The 19,216-nt window shown below is 42.3% G+C and carries 17 protein-coding genes; 4 read left to right on the forward strand and 13 right to left on the reverse strand.

Going from position 1 to position 19,216, the window contains the following annotated elements; all coding sequences use genetic code 11:
* Positions 1–2: 2 nt before the first annotated feature.
* The 8 genes from ABJF11_RS19060 to ABJF11_RS19095 all read right to left on the reverse strand — a co-directional run bounded on the left by ABJF11_RS19060 (position 3) and on the right by ABJF11_RS19095 (position 6,045).
* Complete coding sequence (locus tag ABJF11_RS19060) at positions 3–1,253, reverse strand: hypothetical protein (RefSeq protein ID WP_348121787.1); 1,251 nt, start codon at positions 1,251–1,253, stop codon at positions 3–5.
* Positions 1,254–1,361: 108 nt separating this feature from the next.
* A complete protein-coding gene (locus ABJF11_RS19065) occupies positions 1,362–1,928 on the reverse strand; it encodes a pentapeptide repeat-containing protein (RefSeq protein WP_348121789.1) in 567 nt (188 codons plus the stop codon).
* Positions 1,929–1,945: 17 nt separating this feature from the next.
* Complete coding sequence (locus tag ABJF11_RS19070; protein WP_348121790.1) at positions 1,946–2,554, reverse strand: MarR family winged helix-turn-helix transcriptional regulator; 609 nt, start codon at positions 2,552–2,554, stop codon at positions 1,946–1,948.
* Between the two features lie 101 nt (positions 2,555–2,655).
* Positions 2,656–2,889: a thioredoxin family protein gene (locus ABJF11_RS19075; protein ID WP_348121791.1), complete on the reverse strand. Its 234-nt coding sequence runs from the start codon at positions 2,887–2,889 to the stop codon at positions 2,656–2,658.
* Positions 2,890–2,988: 99 nt separating this feature from the next.
* Complete coding sequence (locus ABJF11_RS19080; protein ID WP_348121792.1) at positions 2,989–3,825, reverse strand: DUF5050 domain-containing protein; 837 nt, start codon at positions 3,823–3,825, stop codon at positions 2,989–2,991.
* Positions 3,826–3,829: 4 nt separating this feature from the next.
* Entirely contained in the window at positions 3,830–4,492 is a 663-nt protein-coding gene (locus ABJF11_RS19085) for a hypothetical protein (protein ID WP_348121794.1), read from the reverse strand.
* Positions 4,493–4,575: 83 nt separating this feature from the next.
* Positions 4,576–5,367 carry a hypothetical protein gene (locus ABJF11_RS19090; protein ID WP_348121795.1) on the reverse strand — a complete coding sequence of 264 codons (792 nt, stop codon included), beginning with the start codon at positions 5,365–5,367 and terminating at the stop codon, positions 4,576–4,578.
* A 21-nt stretch (positions 5,368–5,388) separates the two neighbouring features.
* Positions 5,389–6,045 (reverse strand): LysE family translocator, encoded by a 657-nt coding sequence (locus ABJF11_RS19095; RefSeq protein WP_348121796.1) that lies wholly within the window; start codon positions 6,043–6,045, stop codon positions 5,389–5,391.
* Positions 6,046–6,283: 238 nt separating this feature from the next.
* Between ABJF11_RS19095 and ABJF11_RS19100 the strand changes: the two genes are divergently transcribed.
* The 4 genes from ABJF11_RS19100 to ABJF11_RS19115 all read left to right on the forward strand — a co-directional run bounded on the left by ABJF11_RS19100 (position 6,284) and on the right by ABJF11_RS19115 (position 14,196).
* A complete protein-coding gene (locus ABJF11_RS19100; protein WP_348121798.1) occupies positions 6,284–7,930 on the forward strand; it encodes an NADH-ubiquinone oxidoreductase-F iron-sulfur binding region domain-containing protein in 1,647 nt (548 codons plus the stop codon).
* 18 nt (positions 7,931–7,948) lie between these two features.
* On the forward strand, positions 7,949–10,675 hold the full coding sequence (gene fdhF, locus ABJF11_RS19105; protein ID WP_348121799.1) for a formate dehydrogenase subunit alpha: 2,727 nt from the start codon (positions 7,949–7,951) through the stop codon (positions 10,673–10,675).
* Between the two features lie 156 nt (positions 10,676–10,831).
* Positions 10,832–13,000, forward strand: a complete 2,169-nt coding sequence (locus ABJF11_RS19110) for a transglycosylase domain-containing protein (protein ID WP_348121800.1) — start codon at positions 10,832–10,834, stop codon at positions 12,998–13,000.
* A gap of 95 nt (positions 13,001–13,095) precedes the next feature.
* A complete protein-coding gene (locus tag ABJF11_RS19115) occupies positions 13,096–14,196 on the forward strand; it encodes a helix-turn-helix domain-containing protein (protein WP_348121801.1) in 1,101 nt (366 codons plus the stop codon).
* Positions 14,197–14,273: 77 nt separating this feature from the next.
* On the opposite strand, the gene ABJF11_RS19120 is transcribed toward ABJF11_RS19115, so the two are convergent.
* The 5 genes from ABJF11_RS19120 to ABJF11_RS19140 form a co-directional block, all read right to left on the reverse strand.
* Entirely contained in the window at positions 14,274–15,251 is a 978-nt protein-coding gene (locus ABJF11_RS19120) for a hypothetical protein (RefSeq protein WP_348121802.1), read from the reverse strand.
* 166 nt (positions 15,252–15,417) lie between these two features.
* The gene (locus ABJF11_RS19125; RefSeq protein WP_348121803.1) at positions 15,418–17,493 is read right to left on the reverse strand and encodes a tetratricopeptide repeat-containing sensor histidine kinase; all 2,076 of its coding nucleotides are present in this window, start codon (positions 17,491–17,493) and stop codon (positions 15,418–15,420) included.
* Positions 17,494–17,699: 206 nt separating this feature from the next.
* On the reverse strand, positions 17,700–18,170 hold the full coding sequence (locus ABJF11_RS19130) for an SRPBCC domain-containing protein (RefSeq protein ID WP_348121804.1): 471 nt from the start codon (positions 18,168–18,170) through the stop codon (positions 17,700–17,702).
* Positions 18,163–18,492: a metalloregulator ArsR/SmtB family transcription factor gene (locus ABJF11_RS19135; protein WP_348121805.1), complete on the reverse strand. Its 330-nt coding sequence runs from the start codon at positions 18,490–18,492 to the stop codon at positions 18,163–18,165. Before ABJF11_RS19135 ends, ABJF11_RS19130 begins: the two co-directional genes overlap by 8 nt.
* Before the next feature lie 103 nt (positions 18,493–18,595).
* Entirely contained in the window at positions 18,596–19,129 is a 534-nt protein-coding gene (locus ABJF11_RS19140) for a PH domain-containing protein (protein WP_348121806.1), read from the reverse strand.
* Between the last annotated feature and the right edge of the window lie 87 nt (positions 19,130–19,216).

A 19,216-nucleotide genomic window follows, 5' to 3' on the forward strand; every position in this document is an offset into this window, starting at 1 on the left:
TCCTAATCAACCACCTGTACCAATTCTATTCGAATCACCTTTGGTTTTCCTGCTTGTAAAACCGTCAACTCTACGGATTCCTGTGTTTTATAATGCTGTAATCTATCTTGGTGACTCAACTCTGCAACAGGTCTACCATTAAAATGAGTAATAGAATCACCAATGCTAAGTCCTGCATTTTGAGCCTGAGCATCGTCAAACAGAGTAGTCACCTTCCAAAAGCCTAAGGATTTACTTTTGTCAGAAATAGAATAACCCGTCCTGGATGCAATAAAAGAATCTTTCAAGTTGTCCTGAGCTTTAAGGTAAATGGCCTTTCCGCTATAATCTATGAGGACAATAAATCGATCCAATATATCATTACCAAGTAACCCTATATAATCCCTGGAAGCCAACGCGCCCTTAGAGTCAAGGGAATAATCGATAGTAACTCCTTCCAATTGGAAACCACCGACGAGCATAGATTGAGCACGAAATACAGCTCCGGATGATTTCCCTCCAACTCCGGCATGACTAGAATAGTAGTATGCTTTATTTTCGATCTTCTCATCTAAATCGTAATTTTCGACACAACTGCTGGTGAGGATCATACTACGACTGGTCCCTAGATCTAACAGACACAATCCCTTGACCGCAAGCTCCGAGGTAGCTTGAATCGTGACGGGGATCATTATCCTGTTATTTATTATTTCTACATTAATTTTTTCAAAGTCGGTTAGATTCATGTCATCTAACTTTTCATGTATCACCATGTATTGGTCCTGATATTGGATTTCTAATATCGAATTTTTAAAAAATCCATACCCGATAATGCCATCAGCGGCTTCTCCAACAATAGATTTGAGATCCAGTACCGGGATACCGGAAGTAGACTCCGACCGAGCACCAAAATCCAATAGTACGGTATCAAGTATATAATCAATTTCCTTTGGTTTTGTGCCAGCGCCAGGGAGCAGAGCTTTTACCACATTTTGAAAGGACCAGGTTTGACTTGTATAGAAAACGCTATCCAGATAGAGGTTGTCGGCACCTGTATCCAATATGAACTTACCCTGGATGCCTGATACCTCAGCAGAAATCAGCAAATGACCCTGATAATAAATTGGAATCTGACTCTCTGTTCTAGGTGGCAACTGTGCGCAAGCTTGAATCACCGAACAAAATGTTAAAATACAGCACAGAAGGCTAACCCAAAGTGGTAGTTGATCTTTACGACTGGCCAGTGCGAGAAGCATATTTCTTTTCGGAATCATGTTTGAATGTAGCTCGGATAAATTAAACGTGCGAGTCCCGGTCGACGAACGACCGATTCGATAAGCTCAACATGATGACATTAGATGAACATGAGCCGGCCCAAAGAACTATTCTATGATGATGTCGAAGGCTGATAGAAGGCCTGTGACTCCCTCGTTTGAAAATTTAGCTTTCTTCAGACGATTGCTGTTAGGATTAAGAGAATAGTTATATGCCGTTCTGAAATCTGTTTTTTCCAAATTGGTTTGATCGAATTGCGCCATGGCCAGATTACATTGCAAAAACTCCGATCCGGTCAAGTCCCCCTCGGCAAAGTCTGCTTCTTCCAAAGTACAACTCTTGAAGGTGGTCTCTTTCAGTTGCAGTCTATAAAAGGAAACCAAATTCATCAAACACTGCTCAAAGGTCAGCTCTAATAGAAATGGATTACAAGAAGAGAAATCGACGCCCATCAATTTGCATCCAACGAATTTTACGTTTTTGAATGCTGTATCTCCAAGCTTAACTCCAGTCAAATCGCAATCCTGAAACTCGCATTCCAAAAAGGATCGATGTGATAGATTAACATCTGCCATCAGACAGTTTCTAAAGGTGCAGTTGTCGAATTCGGCTTCCGGAAACCCATTTTGGGTATAGTCAATGTTATCGAAGTTCTGCTCTATAAAAGACTCCATGATTGAAAAAGGGAATATTAGTTAGATTTTGATTCGTACTCTGGGCAATCAATGCGAATCTCAGTATCTGACAGCTTTTGTTCCAAAAAATGACAGTAATGGCCGGCTGATTTTTTCTCATAAAAACTACAGAGATAGCATGTCCGCTGGACACTCAATACACCTGATTGGTTGAGTTGATAAATTAGTTCTGTTAAAGTTTGATAAACAGTCGTCAGTTGATTGTTGTCCAACTTAGCCACTTCTTGATCCACAGGTGCAGCAAATTGTTCGATGTCAGCTATCAGTTGGTTTCCCACCTTAGTGAGGCCCAATATATAGCTTCGACTGTCTCCACCGGCATCTTTTTTTTCTACCAGACCTTTTAGGAGTAAGACTCTGACCGCGTCGCTAATAGTAGGTTTGGTGACATTAAACTCATGCGCCAAGTAACTGACCTTGCACAAATTAGATTTGTGATAGGTCAAAAAAACAAGAATTTGAATCTGAATAGGGCTCAATCCTGTCGCCTTCGCCTGCTCCCACAACAAACTTTTGAACACCTCGGATATACGCTCCAATCCTACCACCACCTTGCTGGTGAGGCTTTTTTGCTGTGATTCGATATTGAAAGCGCTCTTCTTCATAAAAATGCCCAGCAGATGGACACCTGCTGGGCAAAGTTAGTATTCCTAATTACTTAGACAAATTTTAATAAGGATTCCTAACTTTTAGTAATAAAAAAATATCACCCTTGGAGATCAGATAGTGCAGCTCCAAAATTGATATGCAGCACGTTGCCAGAAGGAGTCACTAGAGCTGGAACAGACTTTAGTCCTGCAGCTTGAGCATCTCCCAGCTTTTCCTTGTTTTCACCTAAGTGGATAATTTCAACTGATTCCGGATCGATAAGATTTAAAAGATCATGCTCGGCACTTACGCATACCGGGCAGCCCGCGTGATAAAAAATTGATTTGTTCATCGCTTGTGAATTATAGTGATTGACAATATTGTCAATGCAATAATAGTTAGGATTCCTTACTTTATAAAATATTTATACCATTTTTAACTAAAGCCTTGATTATCGCATAAAGGAAGGAGAGTAATTGTAGCCGGTCTTGGTAAGCTGTAGCTGATTCGAGCCATCTGCATCCATGATATAAATCTGCTGATTGCTGCGCTTATTACCCCGTTCGAAAACAATTCTCTTTCCATCTGGGGACCATCTTGGACGGATATCCATCAGGCCATCATCAGTCAATCGATTGACATTTTCACTACTCACCTCCATAGTATAAATCTCCATATTGCCGTCACGATTACCATAGTATAGTATTGATTTTTGATCCGGAGCCAACTGAGCCATTAGCTTATCTCCTTTATCCGATGTCAGCTGCTGTTGATCACTGCCATCTGGATTCATGTGCCAGATTTGATATACACCGGAAACCTGGCTCGAATAATAGATTCTATTATCAGAGCCCCAGCTGGGCATGGTATTTTTCTTATTGCTAGTGAGTTGCTTGATGTCCTGTCCATCGGGGTTCATTGTATAAATTTCGGCCCCTCCGTTTCGACCTGACACGAAGACAATCCGACTACCATCGAGCGACCAGGATGGGCTGTACTCAGCACTACCTGAATTGGTGAGTTGTCGATAGTCATTATTTTCTAGATCCAGTATCCATATCTTCCACCAGCCGACACGCTCCGAAGTAAAAACCATTTGCTTGCCATTCGGAGATATCATTGGGCTACTGTCTTTTCTTGGATGGGTGGTTATTTGCTTTATCCTTCCAAGATGATTAATCAGATAAATGTTGTCATTATTATTAACCTGGCTGGTATATAAGATTTCAAATTCTTGTGCTAGTGAATTTAATGGTAAGAGTATAAAGAATAAAATAAGTGTTTTCATGAGTTTACAGTCTTGATCTCAATTTATCCAGACGATCCATTAAGGGTTGTCCTCTTACCAGAAGCAAGAAGTGCCCAACATCCGGAAATATTTCCAATTCAGAATTTACTCCTAAAGTTGTCAGTTTTTTATGAAGTGACTGGCTGCTTCTCAGCCAATAGCCATCATCAGATCCTACCAGCAATTGCACCTTTACGTCTTTGAGTTTGAGATAATCAGTATCACTTCCAGATGCGCTGGCTGGCATGCCTGTGACACTATGAAAGAGCTCGGGAGTCGACATTACAAGTTTAAAAACCGGAGAGCTATTGGCACTAAAACAAACCGCGTGAAACTTGCCCCCTTCTATGCTATAGTTAGTATTCAGATACTTTCTTATGGCTTTTAGTGCAATTACCTGACTGGTGCCTTTATAGATCTCGGCATCGATTAGAATCCAAGAATTGTTTGACTTGAAGTCCTTCCAGTAGTATGATCCTTCTAAGTTTTCTACTTCAGAAGGCCCAACTACGACAGGATATGTATTGCTTTTATCATAACCCTTTGGGAGATGCAAAACAAATCGTACGGCCTTTCCTGATTCAGACTTGATTGTGATCAGCTCAGATTGTGCCATTCCCCGGTAGTACGACAGGAGTATAATAGATATTATCAATAGATTTTTCATAGTACTAGTCTACTCCAATATACACTTTGGGTTCATCAATATGTGATGAGATGTGAACTTTGGGACTAATGGATACTACTCTCCTATCTTACCTGGATATGAATATGATCATCGTGTCTCACCGCACCACATCCGTGAAATGCAATTCTGGCATCTTTAATTTTAAGTCTATTCTTTAAATGCGGCTCAATGAAGATTTTAGAAACGGTTTGTTTTTTGAGCAAGGCTTGTATCAATAGCCGGGTATGATAATTGGAATATTGAAGCTCAGGATGTATATGACCCAGGGTCAAATACTTTGGGAAGTCGTATTGGAGATGTCCCCGTGCTTTACAATCGCGGGTTTGATTGATTTCATCTGATTTAGGCTCTTCGAAGACTCCATAGCCACTCATTGATGGTTTTTCATTGGTCAGCTCCCCTTCATTATCGGTATACATCAGACTAATGTCCAGCTTTTTTCCATCTCTATGACTTAAATGCGGTAGAAGAGGATACCCATCAATAAAAGGGAAAGAGGCGTCCAAATAGTGTATCTCGATGCCCGTCCCGGCCAGGGATTGCTCTGCCTGTACCAGGACCTGATTGAGCTCTGGTATCACATAATTTCTATTGAGCAGAACAGTCATGTAGTTGGCAGGATTAATATGTTTAGTGTTGATTACTCGTTCTCTACCCAACAGCACTGCAAGTAATGGGACAATCAGAAAGCAGGATATCAAATAGAGAGCTGGAAAAACTCCAAATTTTAGATACTGATTTTTGAAGTTCACTCTTTTTACAATCACAAGTGATACCACGTAAACAAGACCACCAATTTGCGTCAGCAAGGTTAGAATGAGAAAGAAAACAATATGGGCCAATGTAGCTGCCATTTTTCCAAGTATTCTGTGATTCTATTTGGTACCAGATATGGCTCCTGGTTTGCTTACAGTCAGAGTAAGCAGTCCAAGCGCAATATGAATACCGCCACTGACATATTTCTGAATATCAGGATAGACGGTACTTGATCTGAATTTTTTTACCAGTTTGCCAGAAAGCATTACATAGCACATATCGCTGATCAGTGCGATGATCAAAAATAGCAGTCCCAGAAACAAAATCTGAGAAGTAGTTCCTCCCCGTTCAGGATTGATGAATTGTGGTAAGAAAGCAAAGAAGAATATGGCTGACTTAGGGCTGAGTGTATTTACAATAATGCCTTCGTAGAAAATACTGGTCAGCGCTTGTCTATTTACTTTTTCCTCTTTTATGGCAGGTGCCTTATCTATGATTTTTTTGACTCCTAAATATATAAGGTAGAGTGCTCCTACATATTTAAGCACGGCAAATGCTGTAGCAGACGCTACCAATAATGCAGATACGCCGATAGCGGCAGCCAATACATGCACCATGGCTCCTATACCTACTCCCAAGACGGAAGCAATGCCAGCCTTAGCCCCTTGTTCCATACTTTTCATCATAATATAAAGCACGGCAGGGCCGGGTACGATAATCAGTATGGTCGCAGCAGTGATGAATAAGAGAATATTTTCAGGGCTAGGTAGCATCATTTTGTAATCTATTTTTTTGGTTGATAGGTGAAACTAAAAAATCTATTAGCCAGGCAATCAATAATTAAACATTTTTGAAAGAAAGATAAGCAAACGTCATCAATAATCATGAGCTGATACTTCATTGTCTATGGGCACCCTTGCATTGCAATTATTTCCTTAACTTTATTATCGCAGCAAACATCTATTAACCCAAAACCCTCAAGACAAGCTGCAACGTCGAGAGTATACGAATGGCATGTCAGAAAATCTAAGTGAATTATCGGGAAGAAAAGGACTAGCGGACAATCTGTTTGACCGGCTGGGAAAACTCGCTGAACCTACGGGTACGCCAAGTGCTGAGGCATTGGATCAGCTGGCTGATGAATTTTTGGTCGGCAAGGCGAATACCTATGGTACGGCCACTTTTTACGATTTTCTCAAACCAGAAAATAAAGACAAAAAAGTCTACGTCTGCAACGGAACAGCGTGCCTCTGTGCAGGTACTCAGGACTCCTTGATTGACGAACTAAAAACGCATTTTAGACCTGAAGAAATAGGTCATATGACTTGTTTGGGTCGATGTCATGAGAATAGCGCGTTTCATTTAAATGGCAGGAATTATTCAGGCTCCGGCGAGGCAGTATCTGCCATCATCAACGAGGAAAAAAATGGTGATGATAAATATACCGTGCGAGCTGCTGGCCATCAGATATTGACGGCACCATTCACATCTATAGATGAATTTTATTCACCATTTAGATCTGCTTTAAAAAAAGATGCCGGCCAGGTGTTAGAAGAAATTAAGACTTCTTTCGTAAGAGGTCGTGGTGGTGCTGGATTTCCTATAGGAAGCAAGCTAGAATTTTGCCGAAAGGCGGAAGGAGAAGTGAAATTTATCATCTGCAATGCAGATGAAGGTGATCCGGGGGCTTATTCCGATCGGTACCTAATGGAGCAACAGCCTCATGCAGTGCTCTTCGGGATGCTTATTTCAGGATTTGTAACGGGTGCTAGCCATGGCATAGTGTACATCAGAGCTGAGTACCCAGCTTCAGCTACAATCATGCAGTCTGCCATTGATGATTTGCGTACCAAGGGTCTAATCGGTAACGATATTGACGGCAATGGATTTAATTTTGACTTTAAAATCATACGAGCTCAGGGTTCTTACATCTGTGGCGAAGAGACTGCCCTCATCAACTCCATAGAGGGTCAGCGACCTGAAGTACGTGTACGTCCGCCCTACCCCGCACAAAAAGGCCTGTTTAATAAGCCCACAGTAGTTAATAATGTTGAGACTCTTGCCGCTATGCATTTTGTAATGGAGCACGGAGGTGCAGCATGGAAGGCTATTGGTACCGAAAAATCCTCGGGCACTAAACTTATCAGCCTTGATAGCCTGTTTAATCGTCCCGGTATTTATGAAGTGGATATGGGAACACCGCTCTCAGAAGTGGTAAATAAGTTGGGTGGAGGCTTTAAAAGGCCAGTGAAGGCGATGCAGGTCGGTGGTCCTCTGGGTGGCTTGGTGCCAATATCGAAAATCGATGACTTGACTATAGATTTTGAGTCTTTCGCTTCTCAAGGTTTTCTGCTTGGTCATGCCTCTATTGTCTGTGTCCCAGAAGATTTTCCCATGCTAAAATTTATAGAACACTTGTTCGATTTTGCTTCATATGAAAGCTGTGGCAAATGTTTTCCTTGCCGTCTGGGAACTAAACGGGGACAGGAGCTTGCAACCAAAGCCTTGGAGTCTGATTATAAAATAGATCAGGCACTCTTTGATGACCTACTGACTACGCTGGAGCAAGGCTCACTATGTGCCCACGGTGGAGGAATACCGCTGCCGGTCAGAAATGCCCTGCAGTACTTTGAAAATGAACTGAAGCAGTACTTCAACTAATATTGACTTTATAGACAGATGAAATACGCATACATTAACAACCAGAAACTAGAGATCAAAGAAGGTGAAACGGTACTTTCTTTTATCAAACGGCATAAGGGAGACCAGGCCGTACCTACCTTGTGCGATGCGCCGAATCTGGATCCATTTGGGTCCTGTCGTGTATGTAGTGTGGACGTGGCTCTGGAAGAAAATGGAGCATCAAAAACTATGGCTTCCTGCCATACTCCGGTGATGGAGGGGCAATACATTTACCCAGATTCACCCTCTATTAAATCACTAAGAAAAAATATCATTGAGCTGGTACTTACCGATCATCCCCTGGATTGTTTGACTTGTGAAGTCAACGGCAATTGTGAACTACAGACTGTGGCTGCACAGGTGGGAATCAGAGAGGTGAGATACCCGGAAGGTGAAAATCATCTGAACAGAGAGAAAGATCTGAGTCATCCCTATATGACTTCAGACTTATCAAAATGTATTAATTGCTATCGATGTGTACGTGCCTGCGACGAGGTGCAGGGGCAAATGGTACTGAGTATGGCTGGCAGAGGGTTTGATTCTGTGATTGTCAAGGGTCAGGATCAGTCCTTTATGGAATCAGATTGTGTCAGCTGTGGCGCCTGCTCACAGGCTTGTCCCACTTCTGCGATCTCAGACGTATTCCAGTCCAAGGCTATTGAAGCTACAGAAAAGACCAGGACTATCTGCACCTATTGTGGTGTGGGCTGCAATCTGGAAGTCTCTACGGCCAGCGGTGAGATATTGAGCATACAGGCGCCATATGATGCTGCCGCAAATGGTGGACATACTTGCTTGAAAGGCAGATATGCCTTCAAGTTTTATAACCATCCCGAGCGACTGACCAGTCCGATGATCAAGAGAAATGGCACCTTTGAAAAGGTCAGCTGGGATGAGGCATACGATCATATTGTGAACGAATTCAAAAGAATCAAGGCCAGCAATGGCCCTGATGCAATCGCTGGAATCTCCTCTGCACGTACGCCTAATGAGGAAAACTATCTCATGCAAAAATTTATTCGGGCAGTAGTCGGCACCAACAATATCGACTGCTGTGCTCGTGTATGCCACAGCCCTACCGCACTAGGTATGCAGCGATCTTTTGGGACGGGAGCGGCCACCAACTCTATTGAAGACCTGGACTACGCCAAATTTATTCTGGTGATTGGTGCCAACCCAACGGATGCTCATCCGGTAACTGGCGCGAAGATCAAACAAAGAATGATGAAGGGAGTGCCAAGTATCGTCATTGACCCAAGGAGAATCGAATTGGCAAAATATGCTACTTATCACCTTCAGTTGAAGCCTGGCACTAACGTGGCCTTACTCAATATGATGTTGTATTATATCATATCTGAGGGTGCTGAGGATCAGGAATTCATTAGCTCCCGCACCGAGGGTTATGAAGAAATGAAAGCTGAGATTCTCAAGCTGGACATGGATGAAATGGCTGAGGTCACTGGCGTGGATAAGAATTTGGTGAAGGAAGCTGCTTTAGCGTATGCCGCCTCACCTGCTGCCATGGAATTTCATGGACTTGGAGTCACAGAGCATTTGCAGGGCACTTTTACTGTTCAGCTGATAGCTGATCTCGCCATGATCTCTGGTAATATCGGTAAAAAGGGAGCCGGAGTGAATCCTCTGCGGGGTCAGAACAATGTGCAAGGTGCTGCAGATATGGGTGCCCAACCACATCAAGGTGCAGGATACTTAGACGTGACAGATCCTGAAATGAATAGCAGATACAACGCTTTTTATCGATCGGATGTACCTAGTCATATAGGTTTTAAGATTCCAGAAATGTTTGATGCTGCTATTGCAGGAGATTTGAAAGCACTTTGGATTATTGGAGAGGATGTGGTGCAAACTGATCCGAATACAAACAAAGTGATAGAGGCCATGGAAAGCCTGGAACTACTCGTAGTGCAGGAGCTTTTTATGACAGAAACTGCCATGCGTGCTACCGTTATTTTGCCGGGAGCTTCATTTCTGGAGAAGGAAGGAACCTTTACCAATGGTGAAAGAAGAATACAGAGAGTGAATAAAGTAGTCGAACCGCTGGAAGGGTGCAAACCTGACGGTCAGATCATAGTGGATGTAATGAACCGTATGGGCTATGATCAGCCGGACTATACTGCCAAAGGGATGTTGGAAGAGATTTCTCAAATTGTTCCGTTTTTCAAAGGTGTGAAATGGGAGGAGCTTGGCGACAATGGAAAGCAGTGGCCTGTCCTGGAAGATGGAACAGATACTCAGATGCTTCACATCGAAGAATTTAAACGCGGAAAAGGCAAATTTCAATACTACGACTATCAAAAATCCAGAGAGGTAGAGCGCAACGAGAAAGATTTTCCATATATCATCACCACTAACCGCGAGCTGGAGCACTACAACTGCGGAGCGATGACTCGTCGAACTGGCAATGTTGAAATCCTGACTGAGGATGTATTGATGATTCATCCAGACGACGCTAAAAAAGAGGGCATCGCCAACGGGGACTTTGTATGTGTTGAAAGTGCGAGAGGCAAAGTGGATATCAAAGCGGAAATCACGGATGAGATGAAACCTGGAATACTAAGCTCCACTTTTCATTTTCCTGAGGTGATGCTGAATATCATTACCTCTGACGAACATTGTTCGGAGGCGATGTGTCCAGAGTACAAGGTGGTCTCGGTAAGGATTCGCAAGAGCAAAGGAAAGCATAAGCAACTGGCCGAGGCTTAATCATCGTCTGAATATCACGCACTTTTTATAATAAATATAGACTTTTAGCCTTTCAATATCTCAGGTTTCCTTGTTTTGGCAAAGCCAAATAAGATATCGAGTAGAAGCTACTATTTCACAAAATATTTAGAGAATATTGCGTTCCACTAGCTAGCTATGACTACCAAGAAACGAAAGAGTAAAAAAAGTACGAAAGCAGACAAACCCAGTCTAACTGTTCGGTTGATTCAATGGGCTTTGAGGCTGGCCATATTCATTCTGATATTGTTTATCGGCTTTTTTGGAGCCGTATATGTAGGGGTCTTCGGTCCTGTTCCGGATCACGAGGAGTTAAGAAATCTGATCAATGCCCAAGCTTCCGAAGTATACACCCATGATGGTAAGGTGATCGGAAGATACTTTCTTGAAAATCGATCTGAAGTAGCTATTGAGGACATTTCACCGATCATCATTCAGGCGCTCGTCGCTACAGAAGACTCTCGCTTCTTTGAGCACCAGGGCGTGGATCATCAAAGTTTGATTCGAGTGATAGTAAAGTCCATCCTACTAGGTCAAAATGCTGGTGGTGGAAGTACGATTAGTCAGCAATTGGCTAAAAATGTATTTGGCCGTCAGAATCATGGCTGGCTCACGATGCCTGCTGTCAAAGCAAGAGAAATAATCATAGCCAACAAGCTAAATCAAGTGTACAGCAAGGAAGAGATCCTTGAACTCTATCTGAATACAGTCTCATTAGGCGAGGACACCTATGGTATAAAAACAGCCTGCGAACGATTCTTTTCTGTATCTCCAGCCGATATCAAAACAGAAGAGGCTGCTGTGCTGATTGGGATGCTCAAATCACCAACTGCCTACAACCCACGATTGCATCCGGAAAAATCCGAATCACGTAGAAATGTAGTCCTGTCTCAAATGCAAAAGCAGGAATATTTGAGCAGTGAGGAAACTCAGCGTCTCCAGGCGCTACCACTCACCTTGAATTATAGCAGAAATTCTTCTGAGGCCTCATCGGCACTGCATTTGACACAGCATTTGCGAAAGCAGGTGGAAGCTATTCTGGCGGAGTACAATACAGCAGCTGACAAAGAAATTGCATTGGAGACGGATGGCGTTCAAATCTACACCACTATAGATTCTCGTATGCAGCAGTATGCCCAGCAAGCAGTAGTGGCTCACTTGGATCAATTGCAACGAACGTTTAATACGGATCTAAGGCAGCAAGGCAAGCTTTCGGAGGAGATAGATGCTACTCTGCAATCTGGTTTTCTAGTGACTAATCCTCATAATGGACATGTGCTGGCTTGGGTGGGAGGGCGTGATTACCAATCTTCACAGTATGACCATATCGTATCCGAACGACAGGTGGGTTCGGTTTTTAAGCCTATTGTCTACGCCAAGGCTCTAAATGATGGATATGAGCCTTGCGATTTTGTTTCGAATCAGCAGGTGAGGTATACCCAATACGACGACTGGACACCTCAGAATAGTAATGGAAATTATGATGGGAGCTCGTCTCTGATCGGTGGCTTAACACATTCTACCAATACGGTAAGTGTAAAACTCCTGATGGAGTCTGGTATCGAGGATGTGATTGCATTTGCGGAGCAGTTGGGGGCTGGTGAAGGATTGCCGAAGGTGCCTTCGCTTGCACTAGGGGTTGCTAATATGTCAGTCGAGGAGATCAGCAGAATTTACACACCATTCGCAAATGAGGGCTGGCAACATCAGCAGGTGGTGATCACCAGAATTGAAGATGCTGAGGGCAAGGAAATATACATAAACAAGTTTGATGAGTCAAAGAGAGTTTTGACTGCCAAAGTCTCCCATCAGATCACCAATATGATGCGATCGGTGGCTGATAAGGGTACTGCACGTAGACTGCGAAGCTGGTATGGCGTCAATGACCCCATAGCCGCCAAGACTGGGACTACTCAGAATCATGCTGACGGCTGGTTTGTAGGCTATACCCCAGAATGGCTGGGTGTGGTCTGGGTGGGCGCTGATAATCCGGGGTTGCATTTCAGCTCAATCAAAGATGGTCAGGGGGCAAATATGGCTTTGCCGATTTGGGCTAAATTTTATCAGAAGGTAAAAGTGGATCAGGAGCTAGCCAAAAAGCTAAGAACTGATTTTGACTTCGACAATGATCTGGCTGACTGTGAGCTGCATCGAGAGGATAATTTTTTGGTAAAAGTATTTAAAAAGAAAACTAAGAAAAACCGTAACAGCGGCCTGGAATACTCGGAAGATGAGGATTCTACGGCTGTTCCTGAAAAGAAGAAAAAGCGCTTTTGGGATATCTTTAAGAAGAAAAAGAAGAAATGAGAATTGTGAGTATTAAAATTTTTATAGACTAGAAGATACGTTAATCAACCAAGTCAATTGTTACTAGTCTATCATAATCAATCAAACATACTCCTATGTCCTCAGATGTCCTCTCGATTGCATGGATAAGCATTGTCGCTTACTCTACTATTCAAGGCTATCTACTGTTTATCATTTTTCCTACGCAGACCAAAGGGTCCAAACAGGCTAGAGCGTTGCTGGCGGTGACTTCTCTGCTATGTGCAATTTCTCTGACAGAGGAGTTGCTCAAAGAAACGGTGGGCTACGAGACTTTTCCTCATATGATTTTTGCTTTGGATTCTGTTTGGTACTTTTTTGGTCCTATCCTGTTTTTTTACATCAGACTGCATTGTACCAACCAGCACGTGACTTGGAGAGACTCTTGGCACGCTATTCCTATCCTATGGATGGTTTTGAGTACCATGGAGTTTTACATTCAGCCAGGTTATTACAAGCTTCATTATCTCAACTTGATGGATGGAGGATACACTCATCCGATTCATAATATCAATATGATCATTTTTAGTGTGCAGTCTGTTTTCTATATGATCAGCTCTTGGGTATTGTTGAATCAATCAAGAGCAGCACATGGCAACAGGCCGATGCACGTATGGATGAAACAATTAATTTTCGGGCAAGGCTTTATTATCATAATGAGTCTATTTTCGGTCTTTTCTTTGAATGCAGGGATGCATCTAATTCCCTGGTCGGAATACTTATATGAATTTTGGGTTTCTGGCTTATTACTGGCTTTCTTCTTGAAAAGCATTCGTTCTCCAAAAGAACTTTACTTTCTACGAAATACAAATTTGGCAAAGCACGCCCATAGAGCTACGAATAAGGTGACAGCGGCCTATGAAGAACTGCTTGGATTTATTTCAGACAACAAGCCATACAGAGACCCGGAATATGATATTCAGTCCTTGGCCAAAGAGCTGGGCTATTCAAAAAACCAGTTGAACAAGATGATTAAGGCACATTCCGGGTTAAGTTTCAGGGACTTGATGAATCAGCACAGAGTGGAAGAGGCCAAGGTAAGACTGAACAGCTCTCAGAGTCGACAGTATACGATTGAATCGATTGCGTACGACGCCGGTTTCGGGAGTCTGGCCACTTTCTATCGCGTATTCAGAAGAATGGAAGGAACTACACCCAAATCATTCATTCAGTCCTAAAAAGTGGTAATTCCAACCTGACCGGACCTCTTCAGAAAAATATAGAAGAGGTGCTGGCCTGGTACAGCATCCATTCACTATTTTTTTTCAATCACTCGTACTACGACCGGATTCAGCGGAGTACCAACGCCCACTAATCTAGATACTACATATATTTTGCTCCCATCGTTGCTGATTCCTATTCCATTGGGTATAAAGAAGGTGGCTTCTTCTCCACTTCCGTCCACGTTCCCTATTTCGTCATTGCCAGCAATTACTGATATTTCACCGTCAAGGGTGACCTCGTATAATCTATCGTTGCCACGGCTGAGTGCATAAATCACGCCGTTGCCAAATACCAGATGTGAATTATTGTTTCCTGGCAAGGTGGCAAAGACCTCAAGGCTGGCATCAGGAGCAATTTTGATGATACTGGAGTTATTGAAATTGGCAACATAAATATTGCCATCGGTGTCGATGGTCGCTCCATTGGGGCAGTTGAGAGCAGGATCAGATACAAACACAGTGGAAGCTCCATTCTGATTGATTTTTTGTATGGAATTGCCTCCGCAGTTACACACATATATATTTTGATCTTCGTCTAAAACTACGCCTACAGGGCTGATCAAACCTTCATCAGAAATGGTGGACACTACTCCTTCCGGCGTTATTTCGCTTACAAAGTTACCTTGAATGTTGGCTTGAATCAGGTTTCCATTTTTTGCAAACGCATTACCGGATGGACCCTTTAACCCTATAGCGAATTCGGTTACTTCTCCTGTTTCCGGATCAATTTTGGATACGATTTCTCCGTCGGCGTTGTTGATCACACTACCAAAGTCGGCGACATATATAAAGTCATTTTCATCGACGGTCAATCCTCCACTCCCGTTGAAGCTTTCGGTCAGGGTGGACACTGTATAAAGGCAGCGCTTATCATTGACACCTTCTGTGGTAGGGTTGTCACAAGCATCAAAAACGACAACATCGTCCGGTACAGGTTCGGTATTTTCACTGCTACAGCTACCGGTCGCACAAATGATTAATAATAGATATAATGGTCTAAGCATATTCATAATCAAAGTTTTTGCTGTAAGTATACTTGGCGCAAAATTTTGAAATGGGGATTAGACCTGTGAGTCTTTCTCAGTTTTGTAAAATGAGAGGAAATAGCAGGTAAATTCTTATAGCTGCACGGATCATTAGCCCTTTGAGGCTCTTAGTGAAATGGATATTGGCTGACTAGTCTATGGGGAGTGTGAAAATAAATGTACTGCCCTCTCCTTCTTTGCTTTCCACCCAAATGCGTCCGTTGTGTTTTGTCACAAACTCATAGCAAAGTTTTAGTCCTAGGCCTGAGCCCCTTTCAGAATTGGTTCCTAAGCTGGTTTCAAAGGTATCCGCATCAAAAAGCGATTGTGCTTTATCAGGGTCTATACCTACTCCGTCGTCTTCAATCGAGGTTATTATCTGGCCTTCCTCAGCCACCACATCGATTATGATTTTACCGTTTTCATTGGTGAATTTGATGGCGTTTGCGAGCAGATTTCTGACCACAGTAGATATCAGCGTCAAATCATAGCTGGCGCTGATGGATGAATCTGTCTTATTGATAATCGTGATTTTCTTGGACTTAGCGCTATCATTAAGAAGGGTGATAGTGGGTACAATAGCGGCGCTAATGGGCTGGGAAGCTTTGTTGAGTACTATATTCTGCCGCTGGCTATTGGCCCAGGCAAAGAGATTCTCTAAGATATTAAATACGGATGCACTTTGCTCACCCAACCGGGTCAAAATACTCATTATCTCTTTCTGATTGTAATTTTTCTGATTGGATAAAATGAGCTCAATAAAGGCCTTAATATTTCCAACAGGGCTTCTAAGATCGTGAGCTATTATGGAGAATATATCATCTTTTGATTTGTTTAATGCAGTGAGTTTCTGATTATTCAGTTTAAGTTCTTCAGCCTGTGCATCGATTGCCTCTTTTTGCTCAGTCAGGATACGGTTGGCTTTCCGCTTTTGGATCAAACTATACATCACCACGGCCACTAATAATATCACCATGATGAAACCAAAAATCAGAGTTTTCCTCACTGCCTCCTGTTTTCTAAACTGCTGAGCTTGCTTGACATTCTTTCTATGCTGAGCCAGTTTTAGCGCCTGGGTTTCCTGATCGAACTTATACTGGTATTCAACTCCTGCCAGCTTTTTTATGCTCTCTTCATCTAGCAAGCTATCGCTCAGCAATTTGAATCGTTTGTGATATTGATAAGCTTTTTGGTAATCTCCCTGTGCTTCATAAATTTTAGGAAGTATCGCATTGGCCAGTTTTTGTCTTTCCAAAATGCCCGATTCATTGGCTATGGCCAATCCCTTCATTGCAAATTCCTTTGCCGGTTCATAGTTCTTGAGCTCATAATGCACTTCTGCCAGCCCGATCATATTGTCACAAATATTGCCGGAAAGACCAAGTATTTCACTTTGTTTGAGAGAGTTGTTGTAATGGCCTAGTGCCGCTGCATAGTCCTTTTGAAGCTTCTTAATATTGCCAAGATTATTCAATGCACCGGGAATCATCGTCTTTAAATTGAGTTCCTCAAGAATCACCATACTTCCCTCCAGATTTGTCTGTGCATCTTGATAGTTGCCCATTTTGATATGCAAATCTGCGATATTGAAAAGACAGACTGCGAGCTTAAACTTGATCCCAAGCTCTTCGAATATGGTGAGAGCCCTGGAATAATAGTCCAACGCTTCCGCAGAATTATAAATAATGGAATGCAGCGACCCGATATTAGTGAGAATATTGGCTATTTCTTCTTTTTCGTCCAGTTCTTCAAAAATCCTCAGAGACTGATGTGAATACTGTAGAGATTGATAGAAATCGTTGAGATAAAAATAACAAGTGCCCAAACTTCGAAAAGTAAGCCCCATACCCTGTTTGTCATCTATGGATTCAAATAATTCTAAAGCTTCTGACAGATGAAATTTGGCCGTATCCACCACCGGGATTGCTTTTCGCATGTAGTACTCCCCTAAGAGTCTAAGGCCATCCGCCTTGCCTTTGCTATATCCGAGGCTATCCGCAAGAACACTAGCCTGTCGACTATACCTGTAGGTTTTCTCCAGATCGTATCGATTGACCTTGAGGGCAATCTCATTTAGCAGATTGACACGAATCGTATCTTGTGCCGGGTAGTTTTGCAGGGTTTTTTCCAAGCTATCCAGCTCTGGAATTTGTCCAAACAAAAAGGGTGTGACTAAAATAAACGGTAGAGCAAGCAGACATCTCCTAATCATATTCCATAGCTTCATTTAATTCTCAACTGAATAATTTAGCGAATTATTTGCAAAAAGTTGAAAGAAAGCCAGTGTTCCTGATGGTCTTTGAGATGCAGAATAAAAAAAGCGAACAATACACGCTTATTTGATTTCTGTGTATTGTTCGCTGCTAACCATCTCAAACTTTTCACCTTAGTGTCTGTAACCAGTCTCTTGCCTGATGGATTGGGTATTGGTGGTCAGGACTCAGCCACCTTGGCGTTTAGAAATTCATTAAGGTTTTCAAATACTGAACCCCATCCGTTATAGAATCCCATCTCTTCCTGCTGTTTGCAATATTCTTCTGTCTCGTGTACCACTTTGAAAACAAATTTTGTTTTGTCTCCCAAGCCTTCAAAATGAGCTTGTATTTCGACTCCTTCGGTCATAGGCTTAAAGTCTGCCGATGAAATAATTTTCTTTTCAGGTACTATTTCAGAATATATTCCTTCTGTGATAAATTCCTTGCCGTCCGGCATGACCATGGCAAACTTCCAAGCTCCGCCTACCTTGAAGGAATGTTCGACAATACTGACCTCCATACCTTTTGGACCCCACCATTTAGCAATGTGGTCGGGCTGAGTCCATGCCTCCCATACTAGCTTGATAGGTGCATTAAATACCCTTTCGAGGGTCAATGTTCTTTTGTTTAAGTCATTGGTGTTACTCATCTTTTTTATTTTTTGTTTGTAGTTTATCTAAATAATTTTCGAACGAATCCAATCTATCCTCCCAGAGTCGGCGGTATTGGTCTATCCACATAAATGCCGGAATAAGATTCGCAGGTTTTATCTGGCAAAGGCGCTCCCTTCCATGCTGACTGATAGTGATGATACCACACTCATCTAAAATTTTAAGATGCTTTGAAATGGCCGGACGACTCACATCGAACTTATCTGCCACTGCATTGACACTCATAGTATCTTCTGCCAGTAGCTCGATAATATCTCTCCTCACTGGGTCAGCTATTGCTTGAAAAACATCCCTTCTCATAATTAATGTAACCGTTTGGTTACAATTATAAATGTAATCATTCGGTTACGCAATAAATTTGTATAATTTCTTTCAAGAACGTCAATCCAACCTTGACTTTATGTTATGGTTTATTTTTGATATCGATCAGAAGGTCTTTGATTTCACGGAGTAGGCTTACGGTTTCGGTATTGGATTCCTCTCCGGTCGGATTTGAGTTTTTGTTTTTGCTCAGCTGTTCTCTCTGAATGAGCACAGCTTCTTTAAAATCATTTGCATCTATGATTCCCACCAATTGCATATCGTTTTTCATCGGGTTGCTTTGGCCAGCGGTTTCTATTTTAAGAATTTTCAGTTGAAGCATATTCAATAGTGGGTTCTCAATAAAGGTCAAATCCTGGATATTTTCGAGGGGAATGGTTTTTTCGACCTTGAAAAGTACTCCCTTACTGAATTGAAGATGATGAGGGGTCAATCGACAAGACAGGCCTTCGAAGTAGCGCCGGCTAATGTATTGCCCCAGGCCTAAAAACCAAAAGGGAAGTATGCCAATCCCAACTACTGAGAGAGTCATAAAAAAAGACACATATAATAGCGTATAAAGCTTAATATTAGGGCTGAATTTAGCCTCCAGAATCGTGTCTGATGCTTGCGTCATGGCATTGAAAATTGGTCTATTTATTCGGAAAGATATAAAAGTCCATCAATTTTAGTTTCATTTTATCCACAATCAATTGGTTTATCC

Origin of the sequence: Reichenbachiella sp. (assembly GCF_039941815.1) — a bacterium.
Classification (GTDB): domain Bacteria; phylum Bacteroidota; class Bacteroidia; order Cytophagales; family Cyclobacteriaceae; genus Reichenbachiella.